We start from the raw sequence: 17172 nt of genomic DNA, 5'->3' as shown, positions 1-17172 counted from the left end.
CAGGTGTTTTCCAGCTGCTACCCCCTCCGTCCGAGCAATGCCTGCCGGTCGCGCGCCCATTTACTTCCGGGGGATTTGTTTGATCGGAGAAGTTCCATGATGTTAGTGGAAGAAACGACCATCCCGGCCGAAGCCCTTCCGGTCGAAGCCTTCAAGAACCACCTGCGGCTTGGGACCGGATTTGCTGAAGACGCAGTCCAGGATCCGGTCTTGGAGAGCTTCCTTCGCGCCGCGATTGCCGCGATCGAAGCACGTACCGGGAAGGTGCTGATCGAAAGGGACTTCTCTTGGAGTCTCTCTGCGTGGCGTGATGCGGGCGCGCAAGCATTGCCGGTGGCCCCAGTATCGGCAATCACCGAATTCATCATACATGACCGTCTTGGCGAGGTGGTTGTGATCGAGGCGGACCGGTACTGGCTTGAGCGCGATATCCAACGGCCGCGGGTCCGTCCCACCGGGGCGGTCCTGCCCTCAATCCCTCCGGGGGGCTCTGCGGAGATCGTCTTTACGGCCGGGTATGGTGTGGAATGGTCGACGATTCCCGCGGATTTGGGGCAGGCGGTTATGTTGCTGGCCTCGCACTACTACGAATATCGTGAAGAACGCGCGCTTTCGGGTGGCTGCATGCCTTTCGGTGTCGCCTCCCTGATCGAACGCTATCGAACAGTACGTCTTTTTGTCGGTGGAGGCGTTGCATGAGTGGCATCAGCCTCAATCGGCCACTGATATTGGAAACGCTCGAACGAAGTGAGGATGGCGCCGGTGGGTTCACCGAAGAGTGGCGGGCACTCGGAACGCTCTGGGCAGAGGTTCGCGCGCGTTCGGGTCGAGAGACTTCGGGAACGACGATGCCGCGCGCCACCGTGCCTTACGTCGTCACCGTCCGCGCGACGCCTGTGGGATACTCATCAAGGCCGAGGGCGGGACAACGCTTTCGCGACACGACCCGGATTTTTCCGATTCTGGCAGTAGCGGATGACGATCCTGGCAGACGCTACCTGACGTGTTTCACCGAGGAGGAAACCGTCTCATGACCTATGCCCTATCGGCCGCCCTGCAGAAGGCTGTCTATCAGCATTTGGCCGAGAATGACGCTGTACGAGCGGAGGTCGGAACGGCGATCTATGATGCGATCCCCTCCGGCATACCGCCATCAACCTATATCGCGCTTGGCCCCGAAGATGTGCGTGACCGTTCGGACAATACCAGCAACGGCGCAGAGCATCGTTTCGTTATCTCGGTGGTCACGGATACTGCAGGGTTCCGCCGGGCCAAGTCGGTTGCGGGAGCCATTTCCGACGCGTTGCATCGCGTTGAGTTGAACCTCGACCGAGGCCGGCTCATCGGGATGCACTTCGTCCGAGCACAGGCGCGACGACAGGACAAGGGTGCGGAGAGGCGCATCGACCTGACGTTCCGCGCTCGTGTCGAGGATGACTGATTTCTTACAATGAGAGGTGACCAGATGGGCGCTCAGAACGGTAGAGACCTTTTGATCAAAGTGGATTTGACGGGTGGTGGAGACTTCGAAACGATCGCGGGGCTCCGGGCGACACGGCTAAGTTTCAACGCGGAGACTATTGATGTCACGTCCATGGAAAGCGCCGGTGGGTGGCGTGAGTTGCTTAGCGGCGCGGGAGTAAAGAGCGCCGGTATTTCCGGATCGGGTGTCTTTAAAGACGCTTCGACGGACGAGCGTACCCGCCAAGTATTCTTCGATGGGGAAACACCCCCGTTCCAGGTGATCATCCCTGATTTTGGAGTGATTGAGGGACCCTTCATGATTTCTTCCATCGAGTATTCTGGAAGCTACGATGGTGAAGCGACATACGAAATGTCGATGGCGTCCGCGGGTCAACTCAGCTTTTCGGCACTATAATGGCAAACCCGTATGCAGGCGAGGTGGAACTCGTCGTTGATGGCAAGCCTCGGGTCATGAAATTGACGCTGGGGGCACTCGCGGAGTTGGAAGCATCATTAAACGCCGGAACCTTGATCGATATGGTCGAGCGGTTCGAAGCTGGAGGCTTCACTACGAGCGATGTCCTGGCCCTAATCATCGCAGGGCTCCGGGGAGGGGGTTGGAGTGTATGCCGCTCTGACCTTCTCTCCGCGGATATTGAAGGTGGCCCGGTTGCGGCAACTCGCGCCGCGGCGGAGTTGCTGGTCCGCGCCTTCACCCTGCCCGAGGGGGCATGAGTAAGTTCGATTGGTCGGGCCTTATGCGTGCCGGCATTCGTGATCTTGGACTTCGCCCCGCAGAATTCTGGGCGCTCACACCTGCGGAGTTGATGTTCATGCTGGGGCAGGGCGGAACGGATGCGCCACTGTCCCGTGCGCGGCTTCAGTCTCTTTCTGAATCCTATCCCGATACCAATGGAGGAGCGAGTGATGGATAGCTCGGACGAGTTTGACGAACTCCACGACCAGACGGACACACTCCGGGAGAGCATTTCAAATACCGCTGCAATCACCGCTGCATTTGATGCCGAAATCAAACGGATGGCTTCGACAATTTCAAGCGCCGGAAATGATGTCAAAGCCTTGGAACGAGGGATGACTGGAGGGTTGAGGAAAGCACTCGACGGCGTTGTATTCGATGGGCTCAAAGCGTCTGACGCTCTTCGGACTGTCGCTAACTCGATCGTAGCTACAGCCTTCCGCGCAGCGTCAACGCCCGTAACGGATCATTTCGGCGGGCTGATGGCGCATGGGGTAGGCGGGCTTATCAATGGAGTGATGCCCTTCGCAAAAGGAGGCACTTTCACCCAAGGGCGGGTGACGCCTTTCGCCGTTGGAGGTGTCGTATCCTCGCCTACCTCTTTTCCTATACGGGGCGGTACGGGCCTGATGGGGGAAGCCGGACCAGAGGCGATCATGCCGCTGTCGCGAGGTCTCGACGGGAAGTTGGGGGTCAAATCGCAAGGCGGTGGTGGCGGGGTTACCGTTGTCATGAACATTCAGACCCCTGATGCGGCAAGCTTTCAACGCTGCCGCAGTCAAATTGCCGCACAGATGAGCAGAGCGCTCCAGCAGGGCCAACGCAATCGCTAAATTATGATCGACGGACAAGAGCACGAGCTTTCACGATGTGCGATTTCCAGCAAACTTAAGCTTTGGTTCCCTGGGCGGACCCGAGCGGCGGACAGATGTCGTCACGCTCGCCAATGGCTTTGAAGAGCGAAATACACCATGGAAACACTCTCGTCGACGCTATGACGCGGGCATCGGGCTGCGATCGCTTGATGATATCGAGAAACTGGTGGCGTTCTTCGAAGCGCGACGGGGGCAGCTCCACGCGTTCCGGTGGAAAGATTGGTCGGATTACAAATCCTGCGCTGCCTCTGCTGATATATCCTACCGGGACCAATTGATTGGGATCGGTGATGGGCAACAACGGATTTGGGCCTTGTCCAAAACCTATGTTTCGGGCGAACAAAGCTATTCCCGTCCGATCCTGAAGCCCGTCTCGGGCACCGTTCGTGTGGGTTTGGACGACGAAGAGAGTACTGAATGGCATTGTTGCAGAACTCACGCGTGAGGCGCGACTTACCCTTACCCCGCTGGCGTTATGCCCCGCGAATGATCTCGGTAGAGCCGAGGGCATTGAAGCGGTTCATTAATGCACTGCGGACGTGGATCTCGGCGGTTTGGCGGTCTGGGTCTCTCGCGGCGATGCGTTCACCGAATGCCTTGAGACATCGCATCTTGGCCTCGACCCGGCTTCGAGCGTGGTATCCGGTCCAATGCTTCCAGAATGCCCGGCCGTAGTGCTTCGTGGCGCGCAGCGTCTCATTCCGAGCCTTCGCTGCCGGGCAGTCTTCCTTCCAGGCGCGTCCGTTCTTCCGGATTGGAATGATTGGGATCGCCCGTCGTTCGGTGATGGCCTTGTGGCAGCGGCGCGTATCGTAGGCACCATCAGCTGTCACCGTGCCGATCTGTTCATCTTTGGGACTCTGGCCGAGTAGCTCAGGCAGGATTGGGCTGTCACCGTCGCTGCTGGGAGTGAACTCGACCGCCCGGATGTCTGAGGTGGCCGTCTCCATGGCCAGATGCACCTTGCGCCACTGGCGGCGGCCCTGAACGCCGTGCTTGCGGGCTTGTCACTCTCCATCGCCGAGGAACTTGATGCCTGTTCTATCCACGAGCAGGTTGAGCGGTCCATCGACGCGGCGATACGGGATCTGAACGGTCAACGTTCTCTGTCTACGGCACAGGATGCTGAAGTCAGGAACGGACCAATTCAGCCCCGCCAGCCGCAGTAGGCTGGCCACCATCCCCGCGGTCTGTCGCAACGGGAGCTTAAAAAGGACCTTAACCGAAAGGCAGAACTGGATGGCGGCATCCGAGAAGACGGGTGGACGGCCGGGGCGGCCTTCGTGCGGTGCCAGCCAAGCCATGTCTGGGTCCACCCAGATCAACATCGAGCCGCGCCTGCGCAGCGCCGCGTTGTAGCTGGACCAGGTCGTCGTGCGGTAGCGGGCGGGAGGTGGCTTGCTCACAAAGACCCTCTAACCGCATAGATTCACGTTGTGAATCGTCCATAGTCAGAGTTGTGCAACAAGGCCTGTGAGGGTTAACGGAACTCCTAATGGCTTACATTTGAGTTGGATCAGGCGCACGCGCATTGAGGGCGATAACTGGGATATTCCCGAAGTGCCGCTTGGAGAAGAGCGCGAACAGTATCTGGTGCAGGTGCTCCGTGATGGGCGGGTTTTGCGAGAGAATTTTGTCGATCTACCGTACTGGAGCTATGAAACTGACGCAGTAGAGGCGGATGGCCCTGGCCCCGTGACGTTTGCCGTCGCGCAGGTTTCTGCCAGGTTCGGTCCGGGGCCAGCGGCTCTGAAAGACATCGTGCTTTGAGGCGATTGTTGTGACTTTCGACAACCCGCGCGATTGATAGAGCAAGCTTGCTGTAGAGGCAGCAGGTAAGGGGGGTGTGATCCCGTTGCTTGGGTTATCTCAAAACGCAGCTTTGCGTTGTTCCCCAAGTACCCTATTTGCTATGGTCGATATTTATCGAAGCGACAGGAATTGACCGATGGCAAAGACGAAGACGCATCTCGCGCCGCTCGACCCGGTCTGGGAACGGATCAGGAGGGAGGCCACCCAAGCTCTCCAGGAAGAGCCATTTCTCGGTGGGATGATGCATGCCTGTGTGCTTCACCATCGTACGCTGGAGCAAGCGTTAGCCTACCGGTTCGCCATGAAACTTGCATCCGCGGAGATGCAGGAACAATTGCTTCGAGAGATTGCGGACGAAGCTCACGCCACCGATCCGGAGATCGCCCTCGCGGCCCGGGCCGACATTGCGGCGGTCTATGAGCGCGATCCTGCGTGCCATCGGTTCTTGCAACCGTTAATCTTTTTCAAGGGATTCCAAGCCATTCAAGCCTATCGGGTCGGGCATTGGCTCTGGCACTCTGGACGTCGGGATCTCGCGTATCTGATCCAGATGCGCGTCTCTGAGGTATTCGGTGTCGACATTCACCCCGCCGCTCGGATCGGAAAGGGGATCATGATTGATCACGCCCATTCCATCGTGATCGGCGAAACGGCCGTTGTCGGCGACAATGTGTCGATGCTCCATTCCGTAACGCTGGGCGGTACCGGAAAGGAAAAAGAGGATCGTCACCCCAAGATCGGCAATGGTGTGTTGATCGGCGCAGGTGCGAAGGTTTTGGGCAATATCCGCGTCGGAAATTGCAGCAGGATCGCTGCGGGATCTGTCGTGCTACACGAAGTTCCGCCCTGCAAGACGGTGGCGGGCGTGCCTGCGAAGATCGTCGGTGAAGCGGGATGCGATCAGCCTGCAATGAGCATGGATCACCTGCTTCGGCGCGGAAACAGCTGAACAGCGATCTTGCTTGAGGTTGCTCTAGCGAATGACGATCTCATCCGCGCGGATCAAACCGAGGACCTCGCGGGCCTGTTCATCGAGCAGGTCCAGATCAAGGTAGTCGTCGGAAAGACGGCGAGTGAGATTTTCCATCTTTTGAACGTCGGCTTCGATCAAGGTCAGTTCAGCGCGAAGCCCTTCCGCTTCGGCTTCAATCACCGCGCGGCGGAAAAGCCCGTAGGGCCCTTGGACCGCGGAGAAGGTGAAGTATCCCCCAAGTACCAATGCCAAAGCAAAGAAGGCCAGACTGCCCAAGGAGGCGCGGGGGCGCTTGTTCACCATTAAAACTGCCTCGTTCTTTCGTCTTGTACCGGACGTTGAGACGAGTTTGTCATGTAGGGTATACTTTGCCTATCCCCCGCAATCGGGGAATGTAGGGGCGTTGCATCGCCCCCACACTGAATTTGGTTCAGGCCTTGCCCTTATAGATGTCGATCAGCTTGCCGAGCATTTCTAGGGCATCGGAACGTTCGCGCTGAAAGGTGTTTCGGCCAATGATCGACCCGTTCCCGCCACCATCGCGGATCGCACGGGCATCATCATAGACGCTGTCCGTACCCTTCTTGGCGCCACCGGAGAAGATCACGATACGGCGACCGCCAAAAGCGCTGTCCATACAGTGCTTCACGCGGGCGGCCTGAGAAGCGATGTCGATCTTCTGCTCTTCGTAGACAGTCTTTGCCGCGCCCAGCATCAGGTGATCGGTCGAAAGCTTGATCTTGATGACATGCGCGCCAAGCAGAGCCGCGATTTGGGCCGCGTAGGCAGCCACGTCGATCGCCGTTTCTCCGTCCTTGTCGATCGCCTCACCGCGCGGATACGACCAAACCACGGAGGCAATCCCCTTGGCGGCGGCCTCTTCACGCATGGCCGAAATTTCCTCAAACATGTCGAGAGCATTGTCCGAACCAGGGTAGATGGTAAATCCGATGGCCGAGCAGCCGAGGCGCAGCGCATCATCCACCGAGGCGGTGATCGCCTGATTTTTTCCTGCGGTATCAGACATCAGCGAATTTGCGGAATTGACCTTGAGGATCGTCGGGATCTGCCCGGCAAAGGTGTCGGCGCCCGCCTCAATCATCCCGAGCGGCGCGGCATAGGCATTCAGCCCTGCGTCAATTGCCAACTGATAGTGGTAGTGAGGGTCATAGGCCGCAGGGTTGGGCGCGAAGCTTCGCGCCGGGCCGTGCTCAAAGCCTTGATCGACGGGCAGAATGATCATCTTGCCAGTGCCGCCGAGCTTGCCCGTCATCAGCATCCGATTGAGATTGGCCTTCACGCCGGGCGTCTCGCCCTCATAATTGGCCAGGATCTTCTGGACGACGCGGGTGGATTTCATGGGGCAAGTCCTCTTGTTGAAATATCTCTTCGGCGATGGATAGGACGCCGACGCGCGCCTTGCAAATGTGGTGGCGCTAACGGCGGCGCTGTTTGCGCCACCATGGGGGATTGTTGCCGATCAAACGACAAGATGCTCCGATATCAGCCGCCCAAGGCAGCCACACCGGGGAGGGTCTTGCCCTCCATCCATTCGAGAAACGCGCCGCCTGCTGTCGAAACATAGGAAAAATCTTCGGCTGCGCCGGCTCGATTGAGAGCGGAGACCGTATCCCCGCCGCCGGCCACGGAGGTCAGCTTTCCCTCAATGGTTCGTTTTGCTGCGTATTTCGCAGCGGCGACAGTAGCCGCATCGAACGGTTCAATCTCAAAGGCACCAAGCGGACCATTCCAGATCAGCGTCTTGGCACTTTTGAGAGCAACCTTGATCCGGCTGACTGTTTCCGGTCCTGCATCGAGGATCATCGCATCCTCCGGGCAAGCATCGGCGCGCAAAGTTTCATTCTCCGCATTCGCCTTGAATTCCCGCGCGACGACGATGTCCTCCGGCAGAATGATCTCGCACCCGGCGGCCTCGGCCTTGCCCAAGATTTCGCGCGCTGTATCGGCCATCTCATGCTCACACAGAGATGACCCGACGGGTTTCCCTAGCGCTGCGAGGAAGGTGTTGGCCATGCCCCCGCCGATCACAAGCTGATCGACCTTCTCCACCAGATTGCCCAGCAATTCGAGCTTGGTGGACACTTTTGCGCCGCCAACAACGGCGACGACGGGCCGCTCGGGTTCTCCAAGTGCAGCCTCAAGCGCGGAGAGTTCCGCCTGCATGAGGCGTCCGGCGCAGGAGGGCAGCAATTCCGCCACACCGGTCGTCGACGCGTGCGCGCGATGCGCGGCAGAGAAGGCATCGTTGCAGAAGACATCGCCGACTTCGGCAAGCTTCTTCGCAAACTCCGGATCGTTCTGCTCCTCTTCGGCGTGAAAGCGCGTATTCTCCAGCAGCAGAACCTGACCCTCCTTGAGGGCATCAGCCGCCGCAACCGCGCCCGGTCCGATGCAATCGGCGGCAAAGACAACATGCGCTCCGAACGCGGCTTCCAGCGCGGGCACAAGTTGTTGCAGGCTGAGATCAGGCACGCGCACTCCCTTCGGGCGACCGAAATGCGCCAGCAGGATGGGCTTGCCTCCCTTGGAAAGAATGTCCTGAACCGTTGGCGAGATCCGCTCTATGCGGGTCGCATCGGTCACGACACCCCCCTCCAGCGGTACGTTGATATCCACACGAGCAAGCACCCGCTTCCCCGCCAGATCCATGTCGTCGAGCGTCTTCCAGGCCATAGTTGCCCCCTGATCCTTGTCCCTCATGCTGTTCTTCCCTCAACACCCTTCCGGGGTCAATGGCCGCTTGAGAAGTCCTTGGTGTACGCATAGGTGTGGGGCCGACAGAAAAGGAGAGCCCAATGGCCGACATCAAGGACCCTGAGAACACTATCCTGATCGAGCTGAGCAATGGCACGGTCACGATCGAGCTTCTGACCGACATCGCGCCGAAACATGCTGAACGCATGAAGGAATTGGCGCGCGCAGGTGAATACGACAACGTCGCGTTCCACCGGGTGATCGACGGTTTCATGGCCCAGACGGGCGACGTGGAACATGGCGACATGGAAGACGACTTCAACCTTGGCCGGGCCGGCACCGGTGGGTCCAAACTTCCCGATCTGCCCGCTGAGTTTTCGCGCATTCCGCATGATCGTGGCACACTCGGCGCTGCGCGCAGCCAGAATCCGAACTCCGCCAATTCCCAGTTCTTCATCAACTTCAAGGACAATCATTTCCTCAACGGTCAGTACACGGTCTATGGCCGCGTGATCGAGGGGATGGAGCATGTCGACGCGCTGACACGCGGCGAGCCGCCTGCAAGCCCCGACCGGATGATCTCGGTGAAGGTTGCTGCCGATGCATAAGCTTGCCTTTGCCTTGAGCCTTGCCGCAAGTCCGGCCCTCGCCACGGGACTCCAGATTGACGTCACGGGTGAAGCGAATGGGACCATCACCATCGATCTGTTCGAAGATGTCGCGCCCCAGCATGTCGCCCAGATCACGGCCCTTGCCGAAGAGGGTGCCTATGACGGCGTCGTCTTTCACCGCGTGATCGACGGTTTCATGGCCCAGACGGGCGATGTTCAATTCGGAAAATCTGGCGGCGATATGGCGATGGCCGGCCGCGGCGGTTCCGATCGGCCCGACCTTCCGGCGGAATTCTCCGACCTGCCATTTGAGCGCGGTGTGGTCGGCATGGCGCGTTCTCAGAGCCCGGACAGCGCCAACTCCCAGTTCTTCATCATGTTCGAGCCGGGTCCCTTCCTGAACAGTCAATACACTGTGGTCGGAGAAGTCACGGACGGCATGGATGTGGTTGATTCGATCAAGCGTGGAGCCGGGCCGAATGGCGCGGTCATCGGCCAGCCAGACCAGATGAAGACGGTTAACGTCACCGATTAACCATCTGATTTTGGTTAATTGTTTCTGCTCCGGGGTATAATCCCCGGAGCAAAAGTATAGCGGGCGAATATGACCTAGCGTCACTTGTTGACCGGTCATGGTTTCGCCTCAATTACCCCCAATCATGTCATGCGTGTGCTTCGGCACAGGGAAATTGAATTTGTGGGGTAGTGGAATGCTACGATCCTCTGTCGTCATCCTTTTGCTCTTTCTGAGCGTTGGACTTGTAAACGCCGCTCAGGCGCCAACCTGCGGAGTGCTTGAGCGTTCTCCGCTCGGTGGGGCCAGCGTGCAGCCTTGTCATCACCCGTCTTATGGGTTCGTTTCGTCGCCGCGCGATGAGATCCAATTGGCATTTTATGAAACAAACTCATGGATGGGCTCGCGCGGTAGCCGCGATCAGCCAGCAGACCGGCGAACCGATGAGCGCGACCAGCAGAGCACCAAGCGCTATGGTGAGACGAGCGCCGTCTCTGGGGATAGCTCTCGTGGCTCGGACAGAGATACCCGGTTCGATGATTTCGACGTCTCCGAAGCGCGGGGTCGATCCGATGAGGACGACAACAGATCACGTACGTCGTCGAGCTCTCCGTCAACACTCACCCGAAGCTATGAGACATCGGGCCACGGCGGTGGAAATCGGATCGTCGACTTTGTTTACGGAGATCACGACGGCCCGAGGTTCGACCGTGAAAGCGCGAGGCGCTGGCTCGAAGAGCTTCGCAACCGCCGCATCGGCGATGGCTCCGGGTTTTTCATTCCTATTGGGACGGATCCGGGAACGGCGCCTGAACCTGGTGAGGAACTTGTGCCATCCCCCGTACCGCTGCCGCCGGCATTCCTGATGCTGCTTGCGCCGCTGTTCGCCTTCGGGTTTTTGCGCCGCCGTCAGCAGGCCTGAAGCCAGGGCGGGGCCAACCAGGTTCCGCCAAGCGGGCGCAGCTTTGCGCCCGTTCCGAGCTTGAACCGTGCAAGCCCCGGCGAGCTTTCGGTATCCACGGTTCCCAGATCGATCCGCTCCACTCCGCGCTGCGCGAAAAACGTGGCCGCGCGCCATAGCAGGAGCGTATGGGCAGAGACGCGCCGCCCTTCGTCGCCGGACCATCCCATGTGATAGGTGGCGGCCCCGCCGTGGCGCAGAAACAGCATTCCCGCAACCGTCTCTCCATTCTTCCGAGCCTCGAACAGCCAGGCAAGATCCGGCGAGGTCGCGGCATAGGCCACAGCGAGCCAAGCGGGCAGGGCGCGGTATTTCCGCCTGCGCCGCAAAGCCGCTTCCCGCGCGAACAGCCAGTGTGATGGATCTGCCGGCATCGGTGATACGCGCACCTCCGTATCCTCGGCCTCTGCGCGGGTGAGACGATTTCGCCATTTCACGCGCAGCGCCGCGCGCAGATCGGCCGCGTTGGAGTGAAGCCGCCATTCCGCCACATGTGCCGCCGTCATCAACGGGACGAGCCCGCGCATGGCGGGGGGGTGATCGGGGGAAAAGATGACAGCGCCACGCAAATGACCCCGCACGGATCCGATCGCGTCCGCCTGCTCCGCGCCGCGATCTAGGATCGGACCGCGCGACACAAGAGACACAGGGAAACCGGCGAATGACCGCCGCAAAGCAAGCGCGCTGCCAGAGGCCGTCCCGCTCGTCAGGCAAAGCTCTTCGACGCAGCGCCCCCCGGCACGCAGCGCGCGCGCATAGGCCGGGTGTTGCTGTAAAGGCAGCAAGGAAGCCGAAGGGGCGGGCGCGTGCGTGATTTTCATGCCGAGATTAACCGGACCTTCACCTTAACGCGGCCTTAATAGGCGCGATGAATCGGTCCTCTGATCCCATTTTCGGCGAGATTGCGCCCACACCGCGCCCGACATGGCAGGCGGCGCTGCTGGTTGCGCTGCTTCTGTCGGTCCCGGCCTATCTGGTGGTGCAGGGGATCGTCTGGGCGTTCAGCCCATGAAAACCCGGACGGATTTCTCAAAAGCGCGCGGCTCTTCGGCATGCAGCCAATGCCCGGCCTTGGGCAATTTCGCAAATCGCGCGGCTGGAAACAGGGCCCGGATCGTCTCCCGGTGCTCTGGGCGAACATAGTCTGACATTCCGCCGGAGAGAAACAACGCAGGCCGCTCAAACTGTGCTTTAATTTCGGGAAATCCGAGAACCTTTGGCATCTCTGCGGCAAGAACGTCGAGATTGAGCAACCATCGACGCGCCTTCACATCGAGTGATTGCGTGAAGAAGCTCTGCAGGGCTGGCTCAACTCCAAGATCCCCCAATTGCGCGGCCGCATCCGAACGACGCTCCACCTTGGAAAGGTCAACAGCCCGCATCGCATCGACGAATTGCATCTGGCTGTGGGAGTAGGAGACCGGTGCGATATCGGCGACAAGCAACCGATTGACGCGGTCGGGGTGCTGTAGGGCAAAGACCATCGCGGCCTTGCCGCCCATCGAATGACCGATAAGATCAACCGGACCATCCGGAAGGGTCTCGGCCAGATCCTCCGCCATTTCGGGATAGCTGTGCGTATCGCGCCAAGGGCTCTGTCCATGATTGCGCAGATCGACGGCAATCACCTCACGTTGATCGGAGAGACGTTTGGCTATCACCCCCCAGTTACGTGCGGACCCGAACAGCCCGTGGAGGATGACAAGTGGTGGAAGATCGGTGGCCTGGCCATGTCGGATCGTGTTCAGCATGACCAAGCCGTAGCGTCGCGCGGCGCGAAAATCCAGAGGTCCCGCGCCTTGCGTTCACTCAGTTGCGTGCAAGCTGCTGCCACGTGCGCGCGTGGCTGACTTTCACCGTCTCGCCGTCGCGGGCAAAGGTGTAGAGCGTGCCGGCATGTCCGGGCAGACCGAAGTGCACGCTGTCCCCGTCGGCGAGGGTCATTTGAAGGCGATTGGTTTCGGCGGAATCATGGCGCGCAAGGTAATGCGCCGTCACATCGAATCCGGCGTCCGCCTCCATGAAGTAGACGGTCATGTCGACGGGGCCGTCGATCATGGTTGTGGCGGCCATGGGCGTGTTGAGTTGGATGTCTTCTGCCTGCGCGGCTGTGGCGAGGGAAAGAAGGGCGGCTGTAACGGCGAGTTTCATCATGGAGATTCCTGCAATTGCGTACGTCGGGCAAAGCCCGTGTGTTTCTGCATTGCAGCATAAACAGGAAGGCCATGCAGCGAAACCCCTCTCGCTGCATGGCAGATATGCAAGCTATTTCATACGGTTAATCGTATACCTTCGTGCACCGAACGGATGCTTGCATATGCAGCATCACAGATCCCCATAGATCGGGAAACGGGCACACAGCGTCGCGACTTCGGCTTTGACCTTTTCCTCGACCTCCGCGTTGCCATCTTCGCCATTCGCGGCGAGCCCATCGACGACTTCCACGATCCAATCCGCGATCTGACGGAACTCGGCCTCACCGAAGCCCCGCGTCGTGCCCGCGGGCGATCCGAGCCGGATGCCGGATGTGACGGTGGGCTTTTCGGGATCGAACGGAACGCCGTTCTTGTTGCAGGTGATATGCGCGCGGCCAAGCGCCTTTTCGGTGGCATTGCCCTTCACACCTTTGGGCCGCAGATCGACCAGCAGCACATGGGTATCGGTGCCATGTGTGACCGTGTCGAGACCGCCTTTGATGAGCTGGTCAGAAAGGGCCTGCGCATTGGCGATGACCGCCCGGATGTAATCCTTGAACTCCGGCCGAAGCGCTTCGCCAAAGGCCACGGCCTTGGCCGCGATGACGTGCATGAGCGGACCGCCCTGAATGCCGGGGAAGATCGCCGAGTTGAACTTCTTGGCTAGTGCCTCGTCGTTCGTCAGGATCATGCCGCCGCGCGGGCCGCGCAGGGTTTTGTGGGTCGTAGTGGTTGCCACATGCGCGTGGGGGAAGGGCGAAGGATGCTCGCCCGCCGCAACCAGGCCCGCGAAATGCGCCATGTCCACATGAAGATAGGCCCCCACGGAATCCGCGATTTCCCGCATCTTGGCAAAGTCGATCTGGCGCGGGATCGCCGAGCCGCCCGCGATGATGAGCTTGGGCTGATGCTCGGTGGCGAGGCGCTGGACCTCATCGTAATCCAGCAGGTTATCCTGCCGCCGCACACCATATTGCACCGCGTTGAACCATTTGCCCGACTGGTTGGGGCGCGCCCCGTGGGTCAGGTGGCCGCCCGCGTCGAGGCTCATCCCGAGGATCGTGTCCCCCGGTTGCAACAGTGCGGTAAAGACGCCCTGGTTTGCCTGACTGCCGGAGTTGGGCTGTACGTTGGCAAAGCCGCAGTCGAACAGCTTGCACGCCCGCTCGATGGCAAGGTTTTCCGCGATATCGACATACTGGCAACCGCCATAATACCGCCGCCCGGGATAGCCTTCGGCATATTTGTTCGTCATGACAGAGCCTTGTGCCGCCATCACCGCCGCCGAGACGATGTTCTCGCTCGCGATCAGTTCGATCTCGTCGCGCTGGCGGCCCAGCTCCTGTTCGATTGCGCCGAAAATCTCGGGGTCTCTGCTCTCAAGGCTTTCAGTGAAAAAGCCGGTGTCGCGGGTGGGGGCGTCCATCGGGGCATCCTCTGTCCATGTGATTGTTGAAATTTCCTAGCGCATGACCCGGCGAGCGAAAAGCGTGGAAAGCAAAAGGCGACCGAAAGACGCGCGCAGTGCTGGCCCCGGGGGGAAACTTGTGTTTCTGTCGGAACGGATTGATGCGGATCGGAAAGGCACGAATTTCGGGATGAAAATTTCCTTTGTGGCCAGTAGCGTAGAGATCGCGCAGCAATCGCGTGATGTCCTTGCGGATCGCTATGGCGATGCCCCCGTCTATGAGGCGGACGTTATTGTCGCCCTTGGCGGCGATGGTTTCATGCTCCAGACGTTGCACGCCACGCAGGAAATCGATGCCCCGGTATACGGGATGAACCGTGGCACGGTCGGTTTCATGATGAACGAGTATCTTGAAGACGGGCTTCTGGAGCGGCTCAGCATGGCGGAGCAAGAGGTCGTCAATCCGCTGATGATGCGCGCGACACAGCGCGACGGTGTGATCCGCGAGGAACTGGCCATCAACGAGGTCTCGCTGCTGCGGCAAGGCCCTCAAGCTGCCAAGCTCCGGATCACGGTCGATGGACGCCTTCGGATGGATGAGTTGGTCTGCGATGGCGCGCTGCTCGCAACGCCAGCAGGTTCAACAGCCTACAACTACTCCGCCCATGGTCCGATCTTGCCGATCGGGGCGGATGTGCTGGCGCTTACGGCTGTCGCCGCGTTTCGTCCGCGGCGGTGGCGCGGCGCATTGCTGCCCAAAACTGCGACGGTGCGTTTTGACGTGAACGAAGCCGACAAGCGGCCGGTTATGGCAGATGCAGATGGTCGGTCGGTACGGAATGTGCAGACGGTCGAAATACATTCAGAGCCGTCGATCCGGCACCGGATTCTCTTTGATCCGGGCCACGGGCTGGAAGAACGTCTTATTCAGGAACAATTCGTCTAACGACCGGACATCCCCGGAAGATGGGCTTAGCCGGTATGACGGCCGTGGGCGCGTTCGCGCAGCAGCAGATCTTTGATTTCCTCGGCTGAAACCGCGGGCGAATAGAAAAACCCTTGGCCGTAATCGCATCCCGTTTCGGTCACGAAATCACGCTGCCAGTCTGTCTCGATGCCTTCCGCGACCGTCTCCAGCCCCAACCGTCCAGCGAGATCGACGAGGCTCCGAACGATATGGCGGTCCTTTTCGCTGCGGGGCAGGCGGCGAACGAATTGTCGGTCGATCTTGAGGATATCGACGGGCCAGGAACTGAGGTGGGTCAGGCTGCCGAAACCTGTGCCGAAATCGTCCAGCGCGACACGGACGCCCTTGTCCCGGAGGGATTGCAGCGTGCGTCGCATGCCGCCTTCGGGATCGTCCATAACGATGGTTTCCGTGACCTCTATAGTGAGATCTGACGGACTGAGGCCGGCGGCTGCCAGCTCGTGCATGATATCCATGAGTTGGTCGGGATGCGCCACATCCTCGGCGGTAGCGTTCAAGCAAATCTTGCCGGGATTGAGCCCCAGTCTGCGCCATTCCGGGAGGATATCACATACGGCATCAGCGATGCGCCGCGTCAATAGTGGGGCGAGCAACCGATCGCTGAACGCCTTGTAGAACTGCGCGGGGGGGCGCACCTGTCCATCGTCCTGATGCCAGCGCACCAGAACTTCCAGGCCTTCGATCCGCCGTGTTTCCAAGCCGATGATCGGTTGAAAATAGGGGACGATTTCCCCCTTCAGGATCGCTTCGGTAAACGCGCTCTGGAAGGCTTTGATATTATAGACGCGGTCGATGGCCTCATCGTGCCGAACGGTGCGGTCCCGGCCCAGAGATTTTGCCGCATGAAGGGCGACTTCGGCATTGGACAGCAGAGTCCGCCAACTGGGCGCTCCGTTTTCGCTGCCCGCCAGACCGACGCTGAGCCGGCCCATTTCGATCAGGCCCAAAGGCCGCGTGCTTTCATAGAACTTGGCGCGCAGACGTTCGATGATCTCTTCGGCGGTGCTATCGACTGTTCTCAGCAAGAGCGCGAATTTGTCATCACCAACGCGACCGGCGGTGCAATTGCGCGCCCCAAGAGAATGGATAGATTCCGAAAGAGCGGCGAGGAACTCATCCCCGATGAAGGCCCCGAACCGTTCGTTGATCGTGCGGAATTCGTCGATATCGACAAGGGCCAGTTGCATGGACTCCTGCCTGTCGTCGATGATGTTCGTGCCTTCCTCGCGGAAGGCGGTCATGTTGAGAAGGCCAGTAAGACCGCAGGTGCGGGACGCCCGCTCAACCACGCGCCGTTCGAAATCCAGTTTGGCGTGTGCCTCATCCAATTCGCGGCGATCCCGTTGACTGCACAGCAGGCGGGTAATCGCGGTACCGATGGTAATGATCCGGTCCAGGGTCACAGTGTCGACATCATGTGCCTCATGACCAAGAAGGCACAGCGTTCCGGCGTGGATACCCTCCTCAACCTCAAGCGGAACGCCGACATAGCTGCGCAGGTGCGGCGCGCCGACAACAAGGGGGTTCTGCGCAAAGCGGGCATCGTCATGGGCATCGGGCACATGAAGCGTGCGGCCCTCTCCGATAGGATAGCTGCAAAATGCATGTTCGCGCGGCGTGCCGGACAGTTCAGGCAGCCCGTGATTCACGATGAATTGCTGTTCGTCCGCATGCATGATCGACAACAAGCCGATCGGCAGGCCAGCGACCTGCGCCGCGAGTGCGACAAGCCGCTCAATATCCTGATCGACCTCGGCTTCCTCGACACGAAGGCGTTCGACCACCTTCAAGCGTGCATACTCAGACAGTGGGACGGGATAGCCCATTTCCAACGCAATTCCTTAAGCTTCACCTCAACTTAAGGCTGATTAAGTTAACAGAACCTTTCATCGGCGTGTG

General features: G+C 59.8%; 22 protein-coding genes and 2 pseudogenes. 15 read left to right on the top strand and 9 right to left on the bottom strand.

Annotated features, from left to right (window positions below; translation table 11 throughout):
• The first annotated feature begins 96 nt into the window (after positions 1-96).
• The 8 genes and pseudogenes from BM234_RS04025 to BM234_RS03990 all read left to right on the top strand — a co-directional run.
• Positions 97-699: a head-tail connector protein gene (locus BM234_RS04025; protein ID WP_092060821.1), complete on the top strand. Its 603-nt coding sequence runs from the start codon at positions 97-99 to the stop codon at positions 697-699.
• The gene (locus BM234_RS04020; protein WP_092060819.1) at positions 696-1034 is read left to right on the top strand and encodes a head-tail adaptor protein; all 339 of its coding nucleotides are present in this window, start codon (positions 696-698) and stop codon (positions 1032-1034) included. The genes BM234_RS04025 and BM234_RS04020 overlap by 4 nt, the downstream gene beginning before the upstream one ends.
• Positions 1031-1441: a DUF3168 domain-containing protein gene (locus tag BM234_RS04015; protein WP_092060817.1), complete on the top strand. Its 411-nt coding sequence runs from the start codon at positions 1031-1033 to the stop codon at positions 1439-1441. The genes BM234_RS04020 and BM234_RS04015 overlap by 4 nt, the downstream gene beginning before the upstream one ends.
• Before the next feature lie 24 nt (positions 1442-1465).
• Positions 1466-1879: a phage major tail protein, TP901-1 family gene (locus BM234_RS04010; protein ID WP_092060815.1), complete on the top strand. Its 414-nt coding sequence runs from the start codon at positions 1466-1468 to the stop codon at positions 1877-1879.
• Positions 1879-2199: a gene transfer agent family protein gene (locus tag BM234_RS04005; protein ID WP_092060813.1), complete on the top strand. Its 321-nt coding sequence runs from the start codon at positions 1879-1881 to the stop codon at positions 2197-2199. Before BM234_RS04010 ends, BM234_RS04005 begins: the two co-directional genes overlap by 1 nt.
• On the top strand, positions 2196-2399 hold the full coding sequence (locus tag BM234_RS04000; protein WP_092060811.1) for a rcc01693 family protein: 204 nt from the start codon (positions 2196-2198) through the stop codon (positions 2397-2399). Before BM234_RS04005 ends, BM234_RS04000 begins: the two co-directional genes overlap by 4 nt.
• Complete coding sequence (locus BM234_RS03995; protein WP_092060810.1) at positions 2392-3054, top strand: phage tail tape measure protein; 663 nt, start codon at positions 2392-2394, stop codon at positions 3052-3054. Before BM234_RS04000 ends, BM234_RS03995 begins: the two co-directional genes overlap by 8 nt.
• Before the next feature lie 37 nt (positions 3055-3091).
• Positions 3092-3514 (top strand): annotated as a pseudogene (locus BM234_RS03990) (phage distal tail protein, Rcc01695 family); the annotation flags it as partial.
• A 55-nt stretch (positions 3515-3569) separates the two neighbouring features.
• Here the strand turns inward: BM234_RS03990 and BM234_RS03985 are convergent.
• Positions 3570-4502: pseudogene (locus tag BM234_RS03985) on the bottom strand (IS5 family transposase).
• Between the two features lie 100 nt (positions 4503-4602).
• On the opposite strand from BM234_RS03985, the gene BM234_RS03980 reads away from it, so the two are divergent.
• Positions 4603-4866 (top strand): hypothetical protein, encoded by a 264-nt coding sequence (locus tag BM234_RS03980; protein ID WP_092060806.1) that lies wholly within the window; start codon positions 4603-4605, stop codon positions 4864-4866.
• A gap of 178 nt (positions 4867-5044) precedes the next feature.
• Positions 5045-5857, top strand: a complete 813-nt coding sequence (cysE, locus tag BM234_RS03975; RefSeq protein ID WP_092060804.1) for a serine O-acetyltransferase — start codon at positions 5045-5047, stop codon at positions 5855-5857.
• Positions 5858-5881: 24 nt separating this feature from the next.
• On the opposite strand, the gene BM234_RS03970 is transcribed toward cysE, so the two are convergent.
• From BM234_RS03970 to BM234_RS03960, 3 genes are all read right to left on the bottom strand, one after another.
• Entirely contained in the window at positions 5882-6184 is a 303-nt protein-coding gene (locus BM234_RS03970; RefSeq protein WP_425439218.1) for an FtsB family cell division protein, read from the bottom strand.
• Between the two features lie 127 nt (positions 6185-6311).
• Positions 6312-7241: a class I fructose-bisphosphate aldolase gene (locus BM234_RS03965; protein WP_092060802.1), complete on the bottom strand. Its 930-nt coding sequence runs from the start codon at positions 7239-7241 to the stop codon at positions 6312-6314.
• Positions 7242-7384: 143 nt separating this feature from the next.
• Entirely contained in the window at positions 7385-8575 is a 1191-nt protein-coding gene (locus tag BM234_RS03960) for a phosphoglycerate kinase (RefSeq protein WP_092060801.1), read from the bottom strand.
• 122 nt (positions 8576-8697) lie between these two features.
• On the opposite strand from BM234_RS03960, the gene BM234_RS03955 reads away from it, so the two are divergent.
• The 3 genes from BM234_RS03955 (at position 8698) to BM234_RS03945 (ending at position 10643) form a co-directional block, all read left to right on the top strand.
• Complete coding sequence (locus tag BM234_RS03955) at positions 8698-9204, top strand: peptidylprolyl isomerase (RefSeq protein WP_092060799.1); 507 nt, start codon at positions 8698-8700, stop codon at positions 9202-9204.
• Positions 9197-9742, top strand: a complete 546-nt coding sequence (locus tag BM234_RS03950; RefSeq protein ID WP_092060797.1) for a peptidylprolyl isomerase — start codon at positions 9197-9199, stop codon at positions 9740-9742. The genes BM234_RS03955 and BM234_RS03950 overlap by 8 nt, the downstream gene beginning before the upstream one ends.
• 175 nt (positions 9743-9917) lie before the next feature.
• Positions 9918-10643, top strand: a complete 726-nt coding sequence (locus tag BM234_RS03945; RefSeq protein WP_092060796.1) for a hypothetical protein — start codon at positions 9918-9920, stop codon at positions 10641-10643.
• On the opposite strand, the gene BM234_RS03940 is transcribed toward BM234_RS03945, so the two are convergent.
• Positions 10631-11503, bottom strand: a complete 873-nt coding sequence (locus tag BM234_RS03940) for a GNAT family N-acetyltransferase (protein ID WP_092060793.1) — start codon at positions 11501-11503, stop codon at positions 10631-10633. The two genes, BM234_RS03945 and BM234_RS03940, sit on opposite strands and share 13 nt — an antisense overlap.
• A gap of 47 nt (positions 11504-11550) precedes the next feature.
• Between BM234_RS03940 and BM234_RS17420 the strand changes: the two genes are divergently transcribed.
• Positions 11551-11694: a hypothetical protein gene (locus tag BM234_RS17420; RefSeq protein WP_175501189.1), complete on the top strand. Its 144-nt coding sequence runs from the start codon at positions 11551-11553 to the stop codon at positions 11692-11694.
• Here BM234_RS17420 and BM234_RS03935 read toward each other — a convergent pair.
• From BM234_RS03935 to glyA, 3 genes are all read right to left on the bottom strand, one after another.
• The gene (locus tag BM234_RS03935) at positions 11684-12433 is read right to left on the bottom strand and encodes an alpha/beta fold hydrolase (RefSeq protein ID WP_092060792.1); all 750 of its coding nucleotides are present in this window, start codon (positions 12431-12433) and stop codon (positions 11684-11686) included. The two genes, BM234_RS17420 and BM234_RS03935, sit on opposite strands and share 11 nt — an antisense overlap.
• Before the next feature lie 58 nt (positions 12434-12491).
• On the bottom strand, positions 12492-12836 hold the full coding sequence (locus BM234_RS03930; protein ID WP_092060790.1) for a hypothetical protein: 345 nt from the start codon (positions 12834-12836) through the stop codon (positions 12492-12494).
• A 171-nt stretch (positions 12837-13007) separates the two neighbouring features.
• Positions 13008-14303: a serine hydroxymethyltransferase gene (glyA, locus tag BM234_RS03925; RefSeq protein ID WP_092060788.1), complete on the bottom strand. Its 1296-nt coding sequence runs from the start codon at positions 14301-14303 to the stop codon at positions 13008-13010.
• Between the two features lie 172 nt (positions 14304-14475).
• Between glyA and BM234_RS03920 the strand changes: the two genes are divergently transcribed.
• The gene (locus tag BM234_RS03920; RefSeq protein ID WP_092061362.1) at positions 14476-15231 is read left to right on the top strand and encodes an NAD kinase; all 756 of its coding nucleotides are present in this window, start codon (positions 14476-14478) and stop codon (positions 15229-15231) included.
• A 26-nt stretch (positions 15232-15257) separates the two neighbouring features.
• Here the strand turns inward: BM234_RS03920 and BM234_RS03915 are convergent, their stop codons facing one another.
• Complete coding sequence (locus BM234_RS03915) at positions 15258-17099, bottom strand: putative bifunctional diguanylate cyclase/phosphodiesterase (protein ID WP_092060786.1); 1842 nt, start codon at positions 17097-17099, stop codon at positions 15258-15260.
• Between the last annotated feature and the right edge of the window lie 73 nt (positions 17100-17172).

Source organism: Poseidonocella pacifica, from assembly GCF_900111875.1.
Taxonomy (GTDB): domain Bacteria; phylum Pseudomonadota; class Alphaproteobacteria; order Rhodobacterales; family Rhodobacteraceae; genus Poseidonocella; species Poseidonocella pacifica.
Note: the sequence above shows the minus strand (reverse complement) of the source record. Positions and strands in the feature narration are given on the sequence as shown.

Coding starts and splice junctions, on each gene's coding strand:
- BM234_RS04025 (WP_092060821.1), top strand. CDS start 97: ATGATGTTAGTGGAAGAAACGACCATCCCGGCCGAAGCCCTTCCGGTC.
- BM234_RS04020 (WP_092060819.1), top strand. CDS start 696: ATGAGTGGCATCAGCCTCAATCGGCCACTGATATTGGAAACGCTCGAA.
- BM234_RS04015 (WP_092060817.1), top strand. CDS start 1,031: ATGACCTATGCCCTATCGGCCGCCCTGCAGAAGGCTGTCTATCAGCAT.
- BM234_RS04010 (WP_092060815.1), top strand. CDS start 1,466: ATGGGCGCTCAGAACGGTAGAGACCTTTTGATCAAAGTGGATTTGACG.
- BM234_RS04005 (WP_092060813.1), top strand. CDS start 1,879: ATGGCAAACCCGTATGCAGGCGAGGTGGAACTCGTCGTTGATGGCAAG.
- BM234_RS04000 (WP_092060811.1), top strand. CDS start 2,196: ATGAGTAAGTTCGATTGGTCGGGCCTTATGCGTGCCGGCATTCGTGAT.
- BM234_RS03995 (WP_092060810.1), top strand. CDS start 2,392: ATGGATAGCTCGGACGAGTTTGACGAACTCCACGACCAGACGGACACA.
- cysE (WP_092060804.1), top strand. CDS start 5,045: ATGGCAAAGACGAAGACGCATCTCGCGCCGCTCGACCCGGTCTGGGAA.
- BM234_RS03970 (WP_425439218.1), bottom strand. CDS start 6,184: ATGGTGAACAAGCGCCCCCGCGCCTCCTTGGGCAGTCTGGCCTTCTTT.
- BM234_RS03965 (WP_092060802.1), bottom strand. CDS start 7,241: ATGAAATCCACCCGCGTCGTCCAGAAGATCCTGGCCAATTATGAGGGC.
- BM234_RS03960 (WP_092060801.1), bottom strand. CDS start 8,575: ATGGCCTGGAAGACGCTCGACGACATGGATCTGGCGGGGAAGCGGGTG.
- BM234_RS03955 (WP_092060799.1), top strand. CDS start 8,698: ATGGCCGACATCAAGGACCCTGAGAACACTATCCTGATCGAGCTGAGC.
- BM234_RS03950 (WP_092060797.1), top strand. CDS start 9,197: ATGCATAAGCTTGCCTTTGCCTTGAGCCTTGCCGCAAGTCCGGCCCTC.
- BM234_RS03945 (WP_092060796.1), top strand. CDS start 9,918: ATGCTACGATCCTCTGTCGTCATCCTTTTGCTCTTTCTGAGCGTTGGA.
- BM234_RS03940 (WP_092060793.1), bottom strand. CDS start 11,503: ATGAAAATCACGCACGCGCCCGCCCCTTCGGCTTCCTTGCTGCCTTTA.
- BM234_RS17420 (WP_175501189.1), top strand. CDS start 11,551: ATGAATCGGTCCTCTGATCCCATTTTCGGCGAGATTGCGCCCACACCG.
- BM234_RS03935 (WP_092060792.1), bottom strand. CDS start 12,433: ATGCTGAACACGATCCGACATGGCCAGGCCACCGATCTTCCACCACTT.
- BM234_RS03930 (WP_092060790.1), bottom strand. CDS start 12,836: ATGATGAAACTCGCCGTTACAGCCGCCCTTCTTTCCCTCGCCACAGCC.
- glyA (WP_092060788.1), bottom strand. CDS start 14,303: ATGGACGCCCCCACCCGCGACACCGGCTTTTTCACTGAAAGCCTTGAG.
- BM234_RS03920 (WP_092061362.1), top strand. CDS start 14,476: ATGAAAATTTCCTTTGTGGCCAGTAGCGTAGAGATCGCGCAGCAATCG.
- BM234_RS03915 (WP_092060786.1), bottom strand. CDS start 17,099: ATGGGCTATCCCGTCCCACTGTCTGAGTATGCACGCTTGAAGGTGGTC.